Origin of the sequence: Pedobacter vanadiisoli (assembly GCF_042684385.1) — a bacterium.
Lineage (GTDB): Bacteria > Bacteroidota > Bacteroidia > Sphingobacteriales > Sphingobacteriaceae > Pedobacter > Pedobacter vanadiisoli.
Genome location: NZ_JBHULL010000044.1, coordinates 81,381 through 98,959, shown reverse-complemented (window position 1 = coordinate 98,959; position 17,579 = coordinate 81,381). Strand labels below are relative to the sequence as shown.

15 protein-coding genes and 1 tRNA gene are annotated in these 17,579 nt (G+C 42.1%); 9 read left to right on the top strand and 7 right to left on the bottom strand.

The window, feature by feature from the left end; all coding sequences use genetic code 11:
- The first annotated feature begins 2 nt into the window (after positions 1 to 2).
- The 9 genes from ACFSR6_RS21710 (at position 3) to ACFSR6_RS21670 (ending at position 9,646) form a co-directional block, all read left to right on the top strand.
- Positions 3 to 2,384, top strand: a complete 2,382-nt coding sequence (locus tag ACFSR6_RS21710; RefSeq protein WP_379082925.1) for a heavy metal translocating P-type ATPase — start codon at positions 3 to 5, stop codon at positions 2,382 to 2,384.
- Complete coding sequence (gene ccoS / locus ACFSR6_RS21705) at positions 2,381 to 2,536, top strand: cbb3-type cytochrome oxidase assembly protein CcoS (RefSeq protein ID WP_379082922.1); 156 nt, start codon at positions 2,381 to 2,383, stop codon at positions 2,534 to 2,536. Before ACFSR6_RS21710 ends, ccoS begins: the two co-directional genes overlap by 4 nt.
- Positions 2,537 to 2,631: 95 nt before the next feature.
- Entirely contained in the window at positions 2,632 to 4,773 is a 2,142-nt protein-coding gene (gene ccoN, locus ACFSR6_RS21700; protein ID WP_379082919.1) for a cytochrome-c oxidase, cbb3-type subunit I, read from the top strand.
- A 2-nt stretch (positions 4,774 to 4,775) separates the two neighbouring features.
- Positions 4,776 to 4,958 carry a hypothetical protein gene (locus ACFSR6_RS21695; RefSeq protein ID WP_379082916.1) on the top strand — a complete coding sequence of 61 codons (183 nt, stop codon included), beginning with the start codon at positions 4,776 to 4,778 and terminating at the stop codon, positions 4,956 to 4,958.
- Positions 4,945 to 5,877, top strand: a complete 933-nt coding sequence (locus tag ACFSR6_RS21690) for a cbb3-type cytochrome c oxidase N-terminal domain-containing protein (protein WP_379082914.1) — start codon at positions 4,945 to 4,947, stop codon at positions 5,875 to 5,877. Before ACFSR6_RS21695 ends, ACFSR6_RS21690 begins: the two co-directional genes overlap by 14 nt.
- Entirely contained in the window at positions 5,855 to 7,225 is a 1,371-nt protein-coding gene (ccoG, locus tag ACFSR6_RS21685; protein ID WP_379082912.1) for a cytochrome c oxidase accessory protein CcoG, read from the top strand. The genes ACFSR6_RS21690 and ccoG overlap by 23 nt, the downstream gene beginning before the upstream one ends.
- A gap of 32 nt (positions 7,226 to 7,257) precedes the next feature.
- Positions 7,258 to 7,680 carry a FixH family protein gene (locus tag ACFSR6_RS21680; protein WP_379082909.1) on the top strand — a complete coding sequence of 141 codons (423 nt, stop codon included), beginning with the start codon at positions 7,258 to 7,260 and terminating at the stop codon, positions 7,678 to 7,680.
- Positions 7,677 to 8,384, top strand: coding sequence for a sulfite exporter TauE/SafE family protein (locus ACFSR6_RS21675; protein WP_379082907.1), 708 nt, complete (start codon positions 7,677 to 7,679; stop codon positions 8,382 to 8,384). Before ACFSR6_RS21680 ends, ACFSR6_RS21675 begins: the two co-directional genes overlap by 4 nt.
- A 14-nt stretch (positions 8,385 to 8,398) precedes the next feature.
- Positions 8,399 to 9,646, top strand: coding sequence for an NRAMP family divalent metal transporter (locus ACFSR6_RS21670; RefSeq protein WP_379082905.1), 1,248 nt, complete (start codon positions 8,399 to 8,401; stop codon positions 9,644 to 9,646).
- Positions 9,647 to 9,951: 305 nt separating this feature from the next.
- Here the strand turns inward: ACFSR6_RS21670 and ACFSR6_RS21665 are convergent, their stop codons facing one another.
- The 7 genes from ACFSR6_RS21665 to ACFSR6_RS21635 all read right to left on the bottom strand — a co-directional run bounded on the left by ACFSR6_RS21665 (position 9,952) and on the right by ACFSR6_RS21635 (position 17,576).
- Positions 9,952 to 11,268 carry a DUF2268 domain-containing putative Zn-dependent protease gene (locus ACFSR6_RS21665; RefSeq protein WP_379082903.1) on the bottom strand — a complete coding sequence of 439 codons (1,317 nt, stop codon included), beginning with the start codon at positions 11,266 to 11,268 and terminating at the stop codon, positions 9,952 to 9,954.
- A gap of 189 nt (positions 11,269 to 11,457) precedes the next feature.
- Entirely contained in the window at positions 11,458 to 12,546 is a 1,089-nt protein-coding gene (locus ACFSR6_RS21660) for an alpha/beta hydrolase (protein ID WP_379082900.1), read from the bottom strand.
- A gap of 584 nt (positions 12,547 to 13,130) precedes the next feature.
- Positions 13,131 to 13,204, bottom strand: a tRNA-Arg gene (locus ACFSR6_RS21655).
- A 222-nt stretch (positions 13,205 to 13,426) separates the two neighbouring features.
- Entirely contained in the window at positions 13,427 to 13,660 is a 234-nt protein-coding gene (locus tag ACFSR6_RS21650) for a hypothetical protein (RefSeq protein ID WP_379082897.1), read from the bottom strand.
- Between the two features lie 393 nt (positions 13,661 to 14,053).
- The gene (gene uxuA / locus ACFSR6_RS21645) at positions 14,054 to 15,223 is read right to left on the bottom strand and encodes a mannonate dehydratase (RefSeq protein WP_379082895.1); all 1,170 of its coding nucleotides are present in this window, start codon (positions 15,221 to 15,223) and stop codon (positions 14,054 to 14,056) included.
- A 43-nt stretch (positions 15,224 to 15,266) separates the two neighbouring features.
- Entirely contained in the window at positions 15,267 to 16,091 is an 825-nt protein-coding gene (locus ACFSR6_RS21640) for an SDR family oxidoreductase (RefSeq protein ID WP_379082892.1), read from the bottom strand.
- Positions 16,092 to 16,109: 18 nt separating this feature from the next.
- Positions 16,110 to 17,576 carry a glycoside hydrolase family 30 protein gene (locus tag ACFSR6_RS21635; protein WP_379082890.1) on the bottom strand — a complete coding sequence of 489 codons (1,467 nt, stop codon included), beginning with the start codon at positions 17,574 to 17,576 and terminating at the stop codon, positions 16,110 to 16,112.
- Between the last annotated feature and the right edge of the window lie 3 nt (positions 17,577 to 17,579).

Below are 17,579 nucleotides of genomic sequence, written 5' to 3'. Positions count from 1 at the left end.
CGATGAGAACGCAAAAAATTCTGGATATCAGCCTTTGCTACCATTGTGGCGAAGAGATTGTGGGAACAGACCGCATTTTAGACGGCAAACATTTCTGCTGTGCAGGATGCCTTGGGGTATACCAGATCTTATCATCGAACCACCTGTGTGCCTATTACTCATACAACCCTGCTCCCGGCAAAAGATCCGTATCAAATGCTCATTTCGAATACCTTGATGAACCCACTATAATCAAGCAACTGATCGATTATCAGGATGATAAAAGTACGATTGTAACATTTTACATCCCCGCTATACACTGCAGTTCCTGTATCTGGCTTTTGGAACACCTGTATAAGATTAACCCGGCCATCTATAATTCAAGGATTGATTTCCTGAAGAAACAGGTTACCATAAGCTATCAACATAAAGAAATGAGCTTAAGGCGCCTTGTTGAGACATTAGTGGAGATTGGATATGAACCTGCTATCAACTTACAAGATGTTGTTAAAGAAAAAAGCCATTCGGTAAACAAAAGTCTCATCTTAAAAATTGCAGTTGCTGGCTTCTGCATGGGCAATGTAATGCTTTTCAGCTTTCCGGAATATTTTGGTCTTTCCGGTTTGGAAAGCCAGTTTCAGGCCCTCTTCGGCTGGTTAAATCTTACCCTCTCCATTCCGGTAGTTTTTTATTGTGGCCGCGAATATTTTGTATCAGCATGGAATAGCCTGAAACATAAACATATTAATTTGGATACGCCACTGGCATTGATCATTGCTGTGCTCTTCCTTCGTACCAGTTATGCTGTAGTATTCAGCTCTGGTCCTGGTTTTGCAGATACCTTAACCGGGCTGGTATTCCTGCTTCTGATGGGTAAATGGGTTAAACAACGAACCTACCATCATATTTCGTTCGACCGGGATTACCGTTCCTACTTTCCAATTGCTGTTACCACCCTCATAGGGGGCAGGCAAACACCAAAGGCCATTAATGAGCTATTAGTTGGTGACCGGCTATGGATACGAAATGGTGAACTGATACCCGCAGACTCGATAGTGATGAAAGGCAATGCATGGCTCGACATGAGTTTTGTTACCGGTGAAACCGAACCGCAAGAAAAGGTGCTCGGAGAAATTGCCTATGCGGGCGGCAGGCAGATGGGAGAAGGAATAGAGCTCGAAGTAGTAAAATTACCATCGCAAAGCTACCTTACTGGATTGTGGAACAAGGAACACTATAGCCATGATGTCAAACACCATTTTAACGACAGGGTAGCCAAATATTTTACCATTGCCGTATTTGTAATTGCTTTTTCGGCAATGGGTTATTGGCTCAGCTACGGTAACAGTAACAAAGCATGGGCCGCATTTACGGCCGTAATCATTGTGGCCTGCCCCTGCGTGCTTACGCTCAGTACCCCCTTCACTTTATCGGCCATTTTATCCGTATTCGATAAAAAAGGTTTTTATGTAAAAAACACAGATGCGGTTGAAGACATGGCCTCGTGCAATTCTATTGTTTTTGATAAAACAGGAACATTGACGACAACTGAGCAGGCAAAGCTCACATTCACCGGTACGCTGGGTGATGAAGATCATAAACTTGTGGCCTCACTTTTAACAAATTCTCCCCACCCGCTGAGCAGGCAGATACTTAAAAGCCTGGGGTATGGCAGCTTCTATCCCATTTCAAAATATAAAGAGATACCAGGTAAAGGCATCAGCGGCCAGGTGTGCAACCAGATGGTATATGCCGGCAATAAATCTATCCTTCCTATTGATCTTAAAAGCAATCAACAAAGCGGTGTACATATTGTAATTGATACTGCCTATAAGGGGACTTTTATAATCGAACAGCAATGGCGTAAAGGATTGAAGGAGCTGGTTTCAATACTTCAGCATAATTTTCTATTAACTGTACTATCAGGGGATACAGCAGGTGATCAGGAAGCACTAAAAAGAATCTTTCAGGAAAAAGCAGGTATTAACTTTGAGCAAAGTCCGCATGATAAACTTAAAGCCATTTTAACGAAACAGAAAAATGGTGAAAAAGTGATGATGATTGGCGATGGCCTCAATGATGCAGGTGCATTAAAACAGAGTGATTTTGGAATTGCGATCACAGACAACATCAATAATTTCACACCCGGCTGCGATGCGATACTGAAAGGAAATTCGCTTGCCTACCTGCCCAACTTCCACCAGTTGAGTAAAGACGGGTTAAAAATCATTAGCATTAGCTTTGGCATTGCCATTGCCTACAACTGTATCGGTTTATACTATGCTGTTCAGGGAACCCTTTATCCGCTTGTTGCGGCCGTCCTGATGCCGGTCAGTACAATCACTATTATCAGCTTTACTTCGGTAGCCACCAGATTTTTTGCCCGTAAAAATAACCTGCTATGAACATCCTTTATTTTTTAATTGGATGCAGCGTAGTAATGGCACTCATTTTTTTAGCTGCATTTGTGTGGTCGCTTAGAAATGGGCAGCATGATGACGTCGTGACACCCGGCATAAGGGTTCTTTTCGATGATGAAGAGGGAAAAGATGAATAGTGATAAGGATCACTTTTTTAGCTAACAAGCATCAGCCAACAATCAGTGTCCTGTAAATACTTTTGGACTATTAACAACAACAATTCTATTTATTTATGCAGTTGGAAAAATTTACTTACGACAATAAGATTGTACGCAATTTTGGTCTCGCAACACTTATCTGGGGCATTATTGGGATGACCGTTGGGCTACTCGTTGCCATGCAGTTGTTCAAACCGGCCATGAACCTGGGCAACCAGTACACTACTTTCGGCAGGATCAGACCTTTGCACACCAATGCAGTCATTTTTGCCTTTGTAGGCAATGCCATATTTATGGGTGTTTATTACTCTCTCCAGCGCCTGCTCAAGGCCAGGATGTTCAGTGATGTTTTGAGCAAGATTCACTTTTGGGGCTGGCAACTGATTATCGTTTCGGCGGTGGCTACCTTACCACTGGGCTTTACCACATCACATGAATATGCAGAACTGGAATGGCCGATAGATATTGCCATTACTTTGATCTGGGTGGTGTTCGGTATCAATATGTTCGGAACAATTATTAAACGTAGGGAAAGGCATTTATATGTTGCCATTTGGTTTTATATTGCCACTTTCGTAACCATTGCCGTACTGCATATCGTAAACTCTTTTGAGCTTCCGGTCTCATTTTTAAAGAGTTATTACTTGTATGCCGGAGTTCAGGATGCACTTGTACAGTGGTGGTACGGCCACAATGCCGTGGCATTTTTCCTCACTACACCATATCTGGGAATGATGTATTATTTTCTGCCCAAAATGGCTGGCAGGCCAGTATACTCTTACAAGCTGAGTATCCTTCACTTTTGGTCGTTAATTTTTATCTATATCTGGGCCGGGCCGCACCACTTGTTGTACACTTCCTTACCCGGATGGGCCCAGTCTTTGGGGGTGGCCTTTTCAATCATGTTAATCGCGCCGAGCTGGGGCGGGATGATCAATGGCCTTTTAACCCTGCGTGGCGCCTGGGATAAGGTACGTGAAGATGTGACCCTCAAATTTATGGTCGTTGCACTGACAGCCTACGGAATGGCCACCTTTGAGGGGCCGATGTTATCACTAAAACAGATCAACGGCGTGGCACATTTTACTGACTGGATTGTTGCACACGTACATGTTGGCGCATTGGGATGGAACGGTTTCTTAACCTTTGGAATTTTATATTGGTTAATCCCGAGAATTTATAAAACAGAGCTTTATTCTAAAAAGATGGCCTCGTTCCATTTCTGGATCGGTACACTTGGTATCCTTTTTTACGCAGTTCCAATGTATTGGGCAGGATTTACGCAGGGGTTAATGTGGAAAGAATTCACTCCGGAAGGACTGTTGAAATACCCGAACTTTTTGTCTACCACCCTGCAGATTATCCCCATGCATGTACTTCGTGCCATTGGCGGAACCTTTTACCTGGCCGGTGTAATCGTGATGACGATTAATTTGGCCAAAACCATGATGCGTGCCAGGCTGGTGGCCAATGAATCTGCAGAAGCAATGCCCTTGCAAGATGTTATTGTTGAGGATGCTGCTGATAAAAAATGGCACCGCAGGCTGGAGCGCAAACCGATTAAGTTCATGGTTTTTGCCCTCATCATCATTTTGATCGGCGGGATGGTGGAAATGATGCCAACCTTTACTATCCAATCCAATGTGCCAACAATAAAAAGCGTAAAACCATACTCGGCACTAGAGCTTCAGGGAAGAGACTTATATATCCGCGAAGGCTGTGTAAACTGCCACTCCCAAACGGTAAGGCCTTTCCGTTCGGAGACAGAGCGGTATGGGGAATACAGTAAGGCCGGAGAGTTTGTATATGATCATCCTTTTTTATGGGGCAGCAAGCGTACCGGACCAGACCTGCACCGCGTAGGCGGAAAGTACAGCAATGCATGGCACTTCAACCATTTGTTAGATCCAACTTCTATGTCGCCAGGTAGTATTATGCCATCCTATAAATGGCTTATCAGCCAAAAACTAGACACCTCTACAACGGCTAGCAAGATCAGGGCAATGCAGCGTTTGGGCGTACCATATGAGGCCGGATATGATCGGAAGGCCAATGCAGATCTGATGCTACAGGCCAACTCCATTGCAAAAAATCTGGCCAAAGACAATATCAGAGTAACCAGCAATAGGGAAATCATTGCCATTATCGCCTACCTGCAGCGTCTGGGTACCGATATAAAAGCCAATAAATCAACAATTCCTCCAAATCAAAACTAATCATGTTTAAACAGATCAAAGACCTTGCAGGAGGCGAAATGTACCTCATTACTTCCCTGCTGATATTTATGGTATTTTTTATCCTCGTTGGGGTATACCTGCTGAAGCTTAACAAAGGTCATATTACACTGATGAGCAATATGCCAATCGAAGACCAAGAAACCCAAAGCCATGAAGAAATTTAGCCTATTCCTTTTCTCGCCAATACTTAGTTTTAAAGTTCTGGCTGCTCCGGCAGAAGCTGTTCCAACTGACTCAGCAACACCAACTATTGGCTTAAGTACCTCCGAACTACTGGTGCTGGCAGCATTTCTGCTGGCCCTTGTGGCACTATTTGCCACGGTTGTAATGCTAAAGGCCCTAAAAGTGATCGTTAACGAACGCCTCCATCCAAAGCCTTTTATAAAATATGAAGCTCCAAAACCACTTGATTATGAAACCTGGCAGCAGCAAAAAAAGCAAAAGCCAAATATTTGGAGCAAATTATTGAGCCTGAAACCGATTGAAGAAGAGGAGGCCCTGGTTATTCCACATGCTTATGACGGAATCCATGAGCTGAATAACCCGGTGCCCAGGTGGTTCAATGTATTGTTTTACGGAACAATGATCTTTGCTGCATGTTATCTCTATTATTATCACATCAGTGACGGGCCCGGACAGGACGAAGAATACATTGCCGAAATGACCAGGGCGGCAGCAGATAAAAAGGCTTTTCTTGCTACTGCTGCAGAAAAATTTGACGAGAATTCGATTAAGCCTGACCCTTCACTGATCGCAAAGGGAAAAACCATATTTATGGCCAACTGCATTGCCTGCCATGGGGAACACGGACAAGGCATTGTTGGGCCCAATCTCACCGACGAATTCTGGCTTCATGGAGGTAGTATCAACGATGTCTTCAAAACGGTAAAATATGGAGTACCTGCCAAGGGAATGGCGAGCTGGGAGAAAACCCTGAGTGCCAAAAATATTGCCGAGGTGGTCAATTTCATCATGTCGTTACAAGGAACCAGGCCAGCCAATGCGAAGGCACCACAAGGAGAAAAGTACGAGCCTAAAAGTGCAAAAGATACCTTGACCCATGAAAGCATCACAAAAAAATAAAAAGCTAAAAATTTTTGGCAGGGCATTTATCTACCCCAAAAAACCTGCGGGGAAGCTTTATTCCTACCGAAAATGGTTCAGCTATGTACTATTGATAGGCCTGTTTTCATTTCCATTTATTAAACTCGGAGGTGAGCAACTGCTATTGCTCAATTTTCTGGAAAGGAAGTTTGTCTTCTTTGGGCTGATCTTTACCCCCCAGGATTTTTATCTCTTTGCGCTGGCGATGCTGATCTTTATCATCTTCGTGATATGTTTTACCGTCATATTTGGAAGACTTTGGTGTGGTTGGGCCTGCCCTCAGACAATTTTTATGGAGATGGTGTTTAGAAGAATAGAGTTTTGGATCGAAGGAGACGCAAACCATCAGAAAAAACTGGATCAACAGCCATGGAACAAAGAGAAAATACTCAAAAAAGGCAGCAAGCACTTTCTTTTTCTGTTGATATCCTTTGGCATCGCCAATACATTTTTAGCCTATTTGATTGGGTCTGATGTACTTTACCATATCATAACCGAACCGGTTGATCAACACATTAGCGGATTTTTATCCATATGGCTTTTTACCCTGATCTTCTACGCAGTGTTTGCTTATGTAAGGGAGGTGGTCTGCACAGTTATCTGTCCTTATGGCCGCCTGCAGGGCGTACTATTGGATAACCAGAGCCTGATTGTTGCCTATAATGAACAAAGGGGCGAGCCCAGGGCATTCCTCCAGAAAAGCAATGTGGCCCCTGTAAGGGGCGATTGTATAGACTGTGGCTTATGTGTACAGGTATGCCCTACTGGCATTGATATCAGAAATGGGACACAGCTAGAATGTGTAAACTGTACAGCATGTATTGATGGTTGTAACGAAGTGATGGCAAAAATTAAACGTCCTGCAAACTTAATCGGCTTCTACACCCAGGATTTTATACAGCAAAAAAAACCTTTTAAACTGGGCTTAAAAGCTTATGGCTATACAGCGGTACTGTTAATCGTGATGCTTGTCTTTTCCAGCCTGATTTATAAAAGGCAGGATGTAGAAACAACCGTATTAAGGGCCAGTGGAACCTTGTACCAATTGGGTAACGACGGTACGGTGAGCAACCTTTATAATGCAGAACTGATCAATAAGACCAATCAGCCAATCAGGTTCACGTTTCGTTCCCAAAATAAAGGAGATGTGATTAATTTTATCCAAAAACCGGAAATTTTGCCACAGGAAGGCACAACGCATCTTACCTTTTTCCTTGTCCGAAAAAAGGATCAACTCAGAGATTTTAAATCAGAAGTCGTGTTTGAGGTGAGCGCTAATGGAAAGGTGATCAGCACCGCATCCTCTTCTTTTTTTTCTCAACCTTAGACAATTAAAGACAGTAACAATAAAATAGTTTTATGAACTGGGGAGCAAAAATAGTTACAGGCATGACCGCATTCATGCTGTTTATTATTACAATGGTCATATACATGTTTAGCACACATGGTAATGATGCACTTGTTGATGAAGATTACTATCAAAAAGGGATCAACTATGACCAGCAGTACAAGGCCAAGCAAAATGTTGAAGAAGAAAATGCACAGCCGGCAATCAGCATCAGCAAATCAATGCTGATTATCGAACTGAAAGATAGTGCTGCGTATGAATTGAAACTCCAGCGCCCTTCAACAGCAAAAGATGATTTCCAGATCAGGGCAAAAACATCGGGCAAGTTCATCCGGCTAAATTCAACAAACATGCAGAGGGGTTTGTGGCTTCTTGAACTCAGGTGGACCAGTAATAACAAAGAGTATCTGTACAACCAAACAATTTTATTGTGAGTAACCTACCTCTTGCTTTTTTAATGGGCCTGCTCGGCAGCCTGCACTGTGCAGTAATGTGCGGACCACTAATGCTGGGCTTACAGGCACCCGGTAAAAACTATTTAAAGTCTGCGGTTCAATTATTGCTTTACCAATCAGGCAGGATATTGGTGTATACGCTCCTTGGGGGCCTGGTTGGAGCCATAGGAAGCAGTATAGCCCTATTTACCAGCCAGGAGACCTTAAGCTTTATTGTAGGTATTATGCTAATAGGTTTTACGCTCATGCATTTTTCCGGCCGATTCCTACCCTATTTTGATGGCTTCCAAAAAATGTTAATACAGCCGATCAGTAAATTAATGGGACGGATACACGGCAGGCCGTTATGGGGTTTCTTTGCTGGTATGCTAAACGGCCTCATTCCCTGTGGAATGGTATACCTCGCTATGGCCACTGCCCTCAATTCAAACTCCATAAGAGCAGCAGCGAGCTTTATGTTCTTGTTTGGCCTGGGTACTGCCCCGTTAATGATGCTTATATCATTGGGAGGGATCTACCTGGGTAAATATATTCACTTCAGGCCAAATAAACTGGTCCCGTGGCTGGTGTTCTTTCTCGGAGCAATGTTCATCTTGCGTGCTGCCGAGCTTGGAATCCCGTTTTTATCGCCAAACCACCACCTGGGCGGCAAGGGCCATGTATCGGAATGCAGGCCTCAATAAATCTTCTAAACACCATGGCAGGTAAAAAATCATTTTGGTATTCATTTGGCCCCGGTATCGTAACCGGTGCCAGTGATGATGACCCTTCCGGAATTGCAACTTACTCACAGGCCGGAGCACAGTTCGGTATGCTTACACTCTGGACTGCCCTGCTTACATTTCCGCTTATGGCGGCCATCCAGGAGATGTGCGCCAGGATTGGAATAGTTACCGGAACAGGAATCACAACCACATTGAAATTGCACTATCCCAAATCAATCGTATACATGATGCTGATCTTCAGCTTCCCTGCAATTGTTCTGAATATCGGGGCAGATATAGCAGGCATGGGGGCCGTTGCAAACCTTTTATTTCCAAACATCCTCTCCTCCTTTTTTTCTGTACTGTTTACGGGGCTGCTACTCGTACTGATCATTTATCTTCCATACGCGAACATCGCAAAAATACTTCGTTACCTCTGCATTGGCTTACTGGTCTACCTGATTGTACCTTTTTTGGTAAAGCAGGATTTCGGGTCGATCCTATATCATACCTTTATCCCAGCCATCAGGTTTAATAAAAGCTTTATTACGATACTCGTCGCCCTCCTGGGCACTACAATTTCTCCTTACCTGTTTTTTTGGCAGGCTAACATGGAAGTAGAGGAAATGAAGCACCGCAAGAGCCATCTCATGGTCAACAAAAATCTCATTCACGGGATGAAGCAGGATGTTAACCTCGGCATGTTTTTTTCAAACGTGGTTATGTGGTTCATCATCTTAACCGCAGGAACTGTTTTATTTAACGGAGGGATACATCAGATCAATACCGTTGAAGAAGCCGCAGAAGCACTGCGTCCGTTAGCAGGAAGACAGGCATATTGGCTTTTTTCGTTGGGTGTTATCGGAACCGGAATGCTCGCCATACCCGTTTTAAGTGGTTCATTATCCTACATTATCTGTGAAACTTTCGGCTGGAAAGAAGGACTGGACAACAAGTTTCAAGAGGCAAAGGCATTTTATCTCATTATTATCCTTTCGCTACTCATCGGCCTGGCGATGAGCTACATTGGGGTATCGCCAATTGATGCTTTGATCTATTCGGCCGTATTGTATGGTCTAACTGCTCCGGTATTAATTATCCTTATATTGCTGATCTCGAACAACAAAAAAATCATGGGAAAATTCACAAACAATCTCAAATCGAATATTCTCGGTGTACTTACATTTTTATTAATGACGGCCGCTGCTGTGGTAATGATCATCTATCAGCTGGGCGATTGAATTAATTTTATTTGTTCCAAAAGCCTTCATTTTTAAGATTGAATTAGAAGATATTACAGCAATTTCTAAAGCAGGAATTTGATATCTAATTCTGATACCGTCAATCTTATCTGAAATAGTTTGAGCATTTAAACCACAGGTTATCATGAAGGTCAAAATGAATTGAAGTTTTATTTTCATTTGTTTGAAAATGCAATTTGTCTTAAAGATGGGAATACTATTTAATACTCTTTTTATTATGACTCAAGGTATAATTATAATTCTAAAAGCTTATTGACTATATAATTACTTGTATTTGAAACTTTTTAGTCTGTTGTTTTAAAATCAATCAGATAGGGCTTTAGTCTTATTCCATGTTCCGTTCTGAAGTTGCTTGAGACCACTATCTGGTAGTGCTGGCCAGGTTTCAGGTCTGCTTCAAATGTCCACGACCTGCCATCTTCACTAAAGGATCTTTCTGGTTTAATCTGAGGGCAAAAGTCTTTTCCCAGCGGACCAAAATCCAAACCGGCCCTGTTTTTTACCAGCGGTTCGGAAAATTGAACCGTAATTTTTGTAAGTCCGGGTTTTACAGTCTGGCTGCCATTCTCAAACGGAGCCAGCTTCACTACCGCTGGTCTCTGCTTCTCGTAATCATTATTGAGTTCCTGCACTGTTTTCGGTAACAGCCTGGTGAGATCAACAATACGTTGCACTTCTTTTTCATTGGTATAATCAAGTTCAACGAGTTCTTTTATGGCCTTTGTCTTGTTTTTTGAAAGATTGTAATAACGTTCGCAGATCTCATAGCCGATGTAATACCCCAAATCTCTCACTTTCAGCTCGTTCCTGTTTTCACCCCAAAGCCAGTTGTAGTTATTGCTGATGATAAACAGGTCGGACACAAATTTATCAATAACCTTTTTTTCATTAGCCTTACCAAATTCAATGGCAGGGGTGTTTGATTTTGTAGCGGTAACCTTGCAGGAAATAAACTCGGCAACGCCTTCGTATAAGCACATGGTAAGCAGGTTTTCTACCAACTCCTTTTGTTGAGTATGCACATATTCGTGGGTACATAACAGCGGAAGTTCCTGATATGGGTGCTGTGTTTGGTAGAAAGCTTTTCTCCAATCCGGTAGTTCATCGGTTACTGTATTTTGGTCAGCCAAAGATAATTCACTCCCGATGAGTACTTTATTTCCCTGTGTGGTGCCACCTGTTCTGAAGGCCCCGACAGCAAAATAGATCGTTGCGGGCTTAAGTTCGGGATAGGCTTTTTTCAGCTTACGGATATTTGCGCTTATTTTGGGATAAAGATCTTTTACTTTATACGTATTAGGTCTTATGGAATTCCAGAATTTTGGATATTTCAATATCCAGCCCATAAATTCTTTTTCAGAGTAGTGACGGACCTCGATCAGGCTTTTTAATCCTTCTGTTCCCTTATTGATATAGAGGTCTTTTAAAAGCCTGTATTGTTCCGTACTGTCTTTGGTTAACACAATCCGGTCATACGCAGCCCAAAAGTGATCAATATCTTTTGAAACAAAAGGCTGTTCAAACTTTTGTGCAAAAGATAAATTAGCAAAGCCAAGGCTTAACAAAATCAATGAAAAAGATTTAACAATATAGTTCATCATATACAGGTTATTTTTTATTTATTCTTTCAGAAATTTCAGTGTATAATATTTCGGGAATTATTACAGGTAAATCATTTTTTTAAAAATTTTTCCCGGAGCGATTTGATTTTATTTATGTAATCCTGTTCCTTTTTTGCATCATCTTCTCCCAACCTGGCCAGGGCCATTTCGTAATATTCAATCGATTTGTTAAAGTTGTGCTGGTTTTCCCGGCAGATCGCCCATCATGCTGTAGGGCATCGGATCTTTGGGGTCTCTTTTGATAAATTTTTGGATGATGGTTCCGGCATCTTCATCATTTCTTTTTTCAAGGCAGTATTTTCCGGACTGCCAAAAAAACTGTTTGGGGATAAGCAAATCGGTGGTCCCATAGCTGTTTTTAATCTTCAGTTTATGCTCTGAAAGTGCTCTTAGGGCATTTCCTTTATTATGGAGAAGAATATCAACAGCTGTCAATTCCGGAAAGTGCCAATCATTGAAGATATCGACCCAACCCATAGGGATACCTGCATTGGGGCTATTACTATGGGAAAACCTGTTGAGATAATCGAAATGCCAGAAAAAATTCTGTTGGGAGTTTTGTTTAAAAAGAGCCTGTAAATTGAAAGAACCTGTTTTGAATTGATTATCCTGAAATCCTGAATCTCCAACACAATAATAAAAACGAATCGGTTTCGATAATGTGCTTTTCCTAAAATTTTCGACCGCTTTCAGGGTTGCGTTTTTAAACCACTTTTCTGATTCTGGGTAAAACAATGCCGGGCTTATCGCAATTACTCCATTAAATAGATTTGGGAATTGTGTCATGCCATAAGTTACAAACTGGCCTCCAAGCGAATGACCGATAAAAACACGGTAATCTGCTGTTTGATATTTCTGTTTTATATACGGTATCAATTCATCAACTATATAATTAAGAAAGAGTTTTGCTTTCTCTCCTTCACGTTCGATACTTAGGTGCGCCCTGTCCCATTGCACAATTCCAACCGTAATTACATCGGGGATATCTTTTGTCCACATCAACCGATCTACATTGGCAGATACCAGGTTTCTTAAGGTTTCATACTGGGCATCAAAGTAGTAAACCACCGGACATGGAGCTGAATGCTTATCGTAGCTCTTGGGTAACCTGACAATAATTTGCTGATCTTTATGCAGAATCGGAGATTTTACGGTATCTGTAATTTCACCATTCAGACTAAGCAGACTTTGTGAAAAAACTAGAACCGGAGTAAGAAGAACATAAAGGTATACTAAGGTTTTAATGGTGGTATTCATTAACAGATCTCAATTTTATATATGTTCGGTGATGCATGTTTTATTCAATAGTTCTTTATTTATCTTGAAGTACGGCTATCGTTACAATACCTTTGCCATTGAATTACAATTTTCAAATCTATTGATAAATAACGAGTAAAAAATTGACGATGGGTAAGTTATACTTTGCAGCATGCTTTTTACCGTATCTGTTAGCTCAATGGTATCCATTTAGCGCCAAAGCAGACAACAAGTCTGCTGTACTCATTATGGAATTTATTACACTATTCGCGAACTAGCATAAAAAAATATTATATAAATGCTATCTTTTACTATTGATTTGGTAATTAATTAAAAGCAGGAGAAGGTGCTATAAGTAATTATGGCTAATTTTTGCACCAATCGAACCAATTTATATATAAAGAGAGGCACACACGAAATAAATTAAAGTCAAAGGGGCTATCGAAAAACAGTTCTAAACTCATCTGTTATTCCCTCGTACTGGCCTGAACCAAGAGCAGCAATATTTTAAACAAGGCTGGGATGTGTTAAAAAAAAGTTTTGACATAAAAAAACCGCACTTTAAAATATTCAAAGTGCGGTTGTACCCCGGAAGGGATTCGAACCCCTGACCCACGGTTTAGAAAACCGTTGCTCTATCCAACTGAGCTACCGAGGCCCATTTTTTAATGAGCTGCAAATATAGAAGTTCTATTTAATATGTAAAAATATATTTCAAACTATTTAGAACGTAATTTTTCCATTTTAAATAAGTATTTAAGAACGAAGCCCTTAAAATGGATATCAGCCGCACCTCTCCGGTTTTTAGGTATAAAAAAGCTTGTTCGCTCTTATGCACCAGGCATAATAGCAAATCAAAAAAACAGACTTAAATACAAGATTAAGCGTCTTCCCCGTTCCAGATATCGTCATCCGCCTGCCTAATCTCCCCGCGGATAGCGCTTACACTCTTTAATTCATCATGATGGTAATTTCGTTCAGGATTTTCGGGCAGGGCACTGTCTTGATCTGCAGACACTTTCCTTAAATGCTCGGGCTTTTTAACCTCCGGTAAATCATCGTGTACCACTGAGGGGGTTAAGATTTTTTTGGTTTGATTTGTACTGTTCTCCATAATGTTAAGCGGCTCAAATTTCAAGCCACAAGTAGAGGTGAGTTAAATTCCGGATCGGTTGTGTCGGTTAGCGATGAGTGTTTAGCGGTTAGCGACAGGAAAAAGTGCACAATAAACCACCTGTGTGCGTTTGTGGTAAATTAACTATGGAAAGGTCTTTCGACTATGCTCAGGATAACATATAAGAAAGGAAATGCAAGATAACCTTTCTCATTAACTATGAATCTGTGAATAAAAACGCACAAATAAACCAGTGTTTATTTGTGCGTATCTGTGGTAAATTAATTATGGAAATATCCTTCGGCTACGCTCAGGATGACATTAACTACGCTCAGCATAATATGACTAGGCGCAGGAAACATATTACGCTCCGGGCAACAAAAACCAAAGTGTTTAGTAATTTCCCGTTACCCCTATTTCTAAGCCTCTTAATTCGGCTAAGCCCCTTAACCGGCCAATGGCTGAATAACCCGGGTTGGTTACTTTGGCTAAATCATCCAGCATTTGGTGGCCATGATCAGGACGGAAAGGAATGGACTGATAGCGCAGTGCATTTTCTTCGGATAGGGCTTTCATGATTTCGTACATGTTCACATCGCCACCTAAATGGTCTGCTTCGTAAAAACTGCCGTCTTCATCTTTTTTAACGTTACGCAAATGAGCAAAATACACACGCTCTTTAACTGCATTAAAAATTTCTAAGGTATTATTGCCCATACCCGCACCTAAAGAGCCTGTACAGAAACAAACCCCATTAAAAGCCTGGTCTACTTCTTTGATGATATAATTAAAATCTTCTAGTGTGCTGGCTATCCTTGGCAAGCCTAAAATGGCATAAGGCGGATCGTCTGGGTGAATGGTCATTTTAATGCCTTCTTCGGTACAAACCTCAGCGATCGATAAAAGAAAAAATTTAAGGTTTTCTTTTAAGCCCTGCGTTCCGATGGCTTTGTATTCGTTAATGCTGTTGCGCAAGGTTTCCAGTTCTATTTCCTTTTCATTCGGGATGCCCATGAGCACATTAATGCGGAGATCAGTTAAATCCTGTTCGGTTAGCGTAGCATATTTAGCCACGGCCCTATCCAGAACCGATTGCGAATAATCGGCTTCTGCACCTTCTCGCTTCAGGATATAAAGGTCAAAAATGGCCAGGTCGATCCAGTTAAAATAAAGCGCTTTCGATCCATCGGTCATTTCCAGGTCGAGTTGTGTGCGTGTCCAGTCTAAAACCGGCATAAAATTATAACATACCGTCTTAATGCCGCATGCCGACAGGTTACGCAGAGAGGTTTTATAATTTTCGATGTACTGCCCGGCATCTGCCCGGCGGGTTTTAATGGCTTCGTGTACAGGAACGCTTTCTACTACCGACCAGGTTAAACCGGCAGCCTCTATAATGGCTTTTCTTTCCTGGATATCGTGCAATGGCCATACTTCGCCGTGTGGGATATGATGCAGTGCCGTTACAATGCCGGTTGCACCTGCCTGTTTAACATCTTGTAAGCTTACCGGATCGTTCGGGCCATACCAACGCCAGGTTTGTTCTAATTTTTTATATTTCATTATATATGATTGTACAAATTGATTATGCTAATATGGATAATTTTTAGACGCCCGAGAAGGCCGTAAATCCACCATCTACTTTAACCGATTCTCCGTTTACAAATTTAGAGGCATCACTTAACAAATACACCAAAGCCCCAATTAATTCCTCAGGCGCACCAAACCGTTTAAATGGTGTTTTGGCAATAATGGCCTGCCCCCTTGCTGTTAAAGAACCATCCTGGTTGGTTAATAAGGCCCGGTTCTGGTTGGTGATAAAAAAGCCCGGCACAATGGCATTCATCCTGATTTTATCCTGGTAACGGTTGGCCAGTTCAACAGCCATCCATTTGGTATAACTATCAATAGCTGCTTTGGCCAGCGAATAACCCAGTACGCGGGTGAGCGCCTGCGTAGCCGAAACAGACGAGATATTAACAATACTACCCCCATTTTTGGCTATTGCTGCACCAAAAATCTGCGTGGGCATAATGGTTCCGAAGAGGTTTAAATCAAAAGCCTGTTTTAAAGCCGGAACATTGAGGTCGAAAATATCGCTACCTGGCTGGATTACTGCTTCGGCCACATTTCCGCCTGCAGCATTGACCAAGCCATCAATCCGCCCAAATTCCTCAATAATGGTGGCATTTGCTGCAACCAGGTCTTCTTCATTTAATACATCGGCAATAATGTAAATGGCTTTGCCGCCGGCCTCAGCCACTTCGGCAACCCTTTGTTTAGCTATTTCTTCGTTCCGCCCGATAACAACGATTGTAGCACCTGCGGCGCACAAGCCCTTAATAAAAGCCTCGCCCAAAACACCCGTGGCACCGGTAACTGCCACTACCTTGTTTTTTAGCGAAAATAAGCTTTCTACTTCTTTTAACATTTTTTTATTCTATTTATTTTATTCTACTACCAGTGTGGTAATGGAGTGCGGCAAACTGGTTGTTGTTGCAGCCTCGCCCTTTACCCATAAACTGTATTTTAATTGATTATCAGATTGATTCATAACCACTACAACCACCTTTCCATCTGCATTTAAAAATGCCGTTGCCTGCAATTGATCGCGGCTGGATGCTGTTCCTATTCTTTTGGCTCCCGGGCGGATAAATTTAGAAAAATGTCCCATATAATAATAGGCATTGGTATAAATCAATTTATCATTTTTCGTATCGGCATGTACGGGCGCAAAACAGAAGTTACCGACATGATTGGGGCCACCTTTTTCATCCAGCAGGATATTCCAGTCTGTCCATGCGGCCGTTCCGGCATTAAAATCGTTAATCATGGAGTAGCCGTAGCGCTCGCCCAAGCTCCAGTCGTCTAGTTTATTTACATCGTATTTTTCTTTACATCCTTCGGTAAAAATGAGCGCTTTATCGGGATAAGCTTCGTGTGTTTGCTTCACATTGCCAAACTGCATGCCACTGCCTGTCCAGGTTTCGTACCAGTGAAAGCCAATGCCCCAAACATATTTAGCAGCATCTTTATCGTTTAAAATGGTGCTGGCCCTTTGGAAAATCTGGTCGCGGTTATGATCCCAGGCAATTAGTTTTTTTGATGCGAGCCCCGATTTTTGTAAGGTTGGGCCCAGGAAATTTTTGATAAAATCGCGTTCCTCTTCGGCAGTGAACACACACGATTCCCATTTCTGTTTGGCCATGGGCTCGTTCTGCACACTTAAGCCCCAAACCGGAATCCCCATTGCTTCGTAAGTTTTAATGAATTTTACATAGTGGTTGGCCCAGCTTTGGCGGTAGGCAGGCAATAAATGTCCGCCCTGGATTAAACTGTTGTTATCTTTCATCCATGCCGGTGGCGACCACGGGCTTACAAACAAAGGCAGTTTGCCGCCTGATGCCGCAATGGCCTGTTTAATTAACGGAATTTTATATTGCTCATCGTGCGCTACGCTGAAAGTTTTAAGATCTTGATCGTGTTCCTGCACATAGGAATAACTTCCACTGGAAAAATCGCAACTGGCAATATTGGTGCGTGCCAAAGTATAGCCGATACCTTTGTCACGGTTATAATAAGCTGTTAAAAGCTCCTGCTGGTTTTTCTTTGATAACTTTGCAAATGTTTCTGCCGAAGCATCGGTTAAGGCACCCCCAATACCCACTATGGTTTGATAGGTGATGGTGGGATCTACAAAAATACAGGGCTCGGTTTCAAATGGTTGCTTATTTTCAGTAAAACTTAAGGTTTCGGTTTTACTGATGCGGTAGGCCGATTTTTCTGCCGTGGTGTAAACCGTTACCTTTTTATTGGCAACAGTATAAGGCTGCAGGGGCTTTATCGTTTTTTTCTTCTGGGCCGACACATTAAATGCCGTGGCCAAAATGAACAGAATGCTTAAACTTCGTTTCATGAT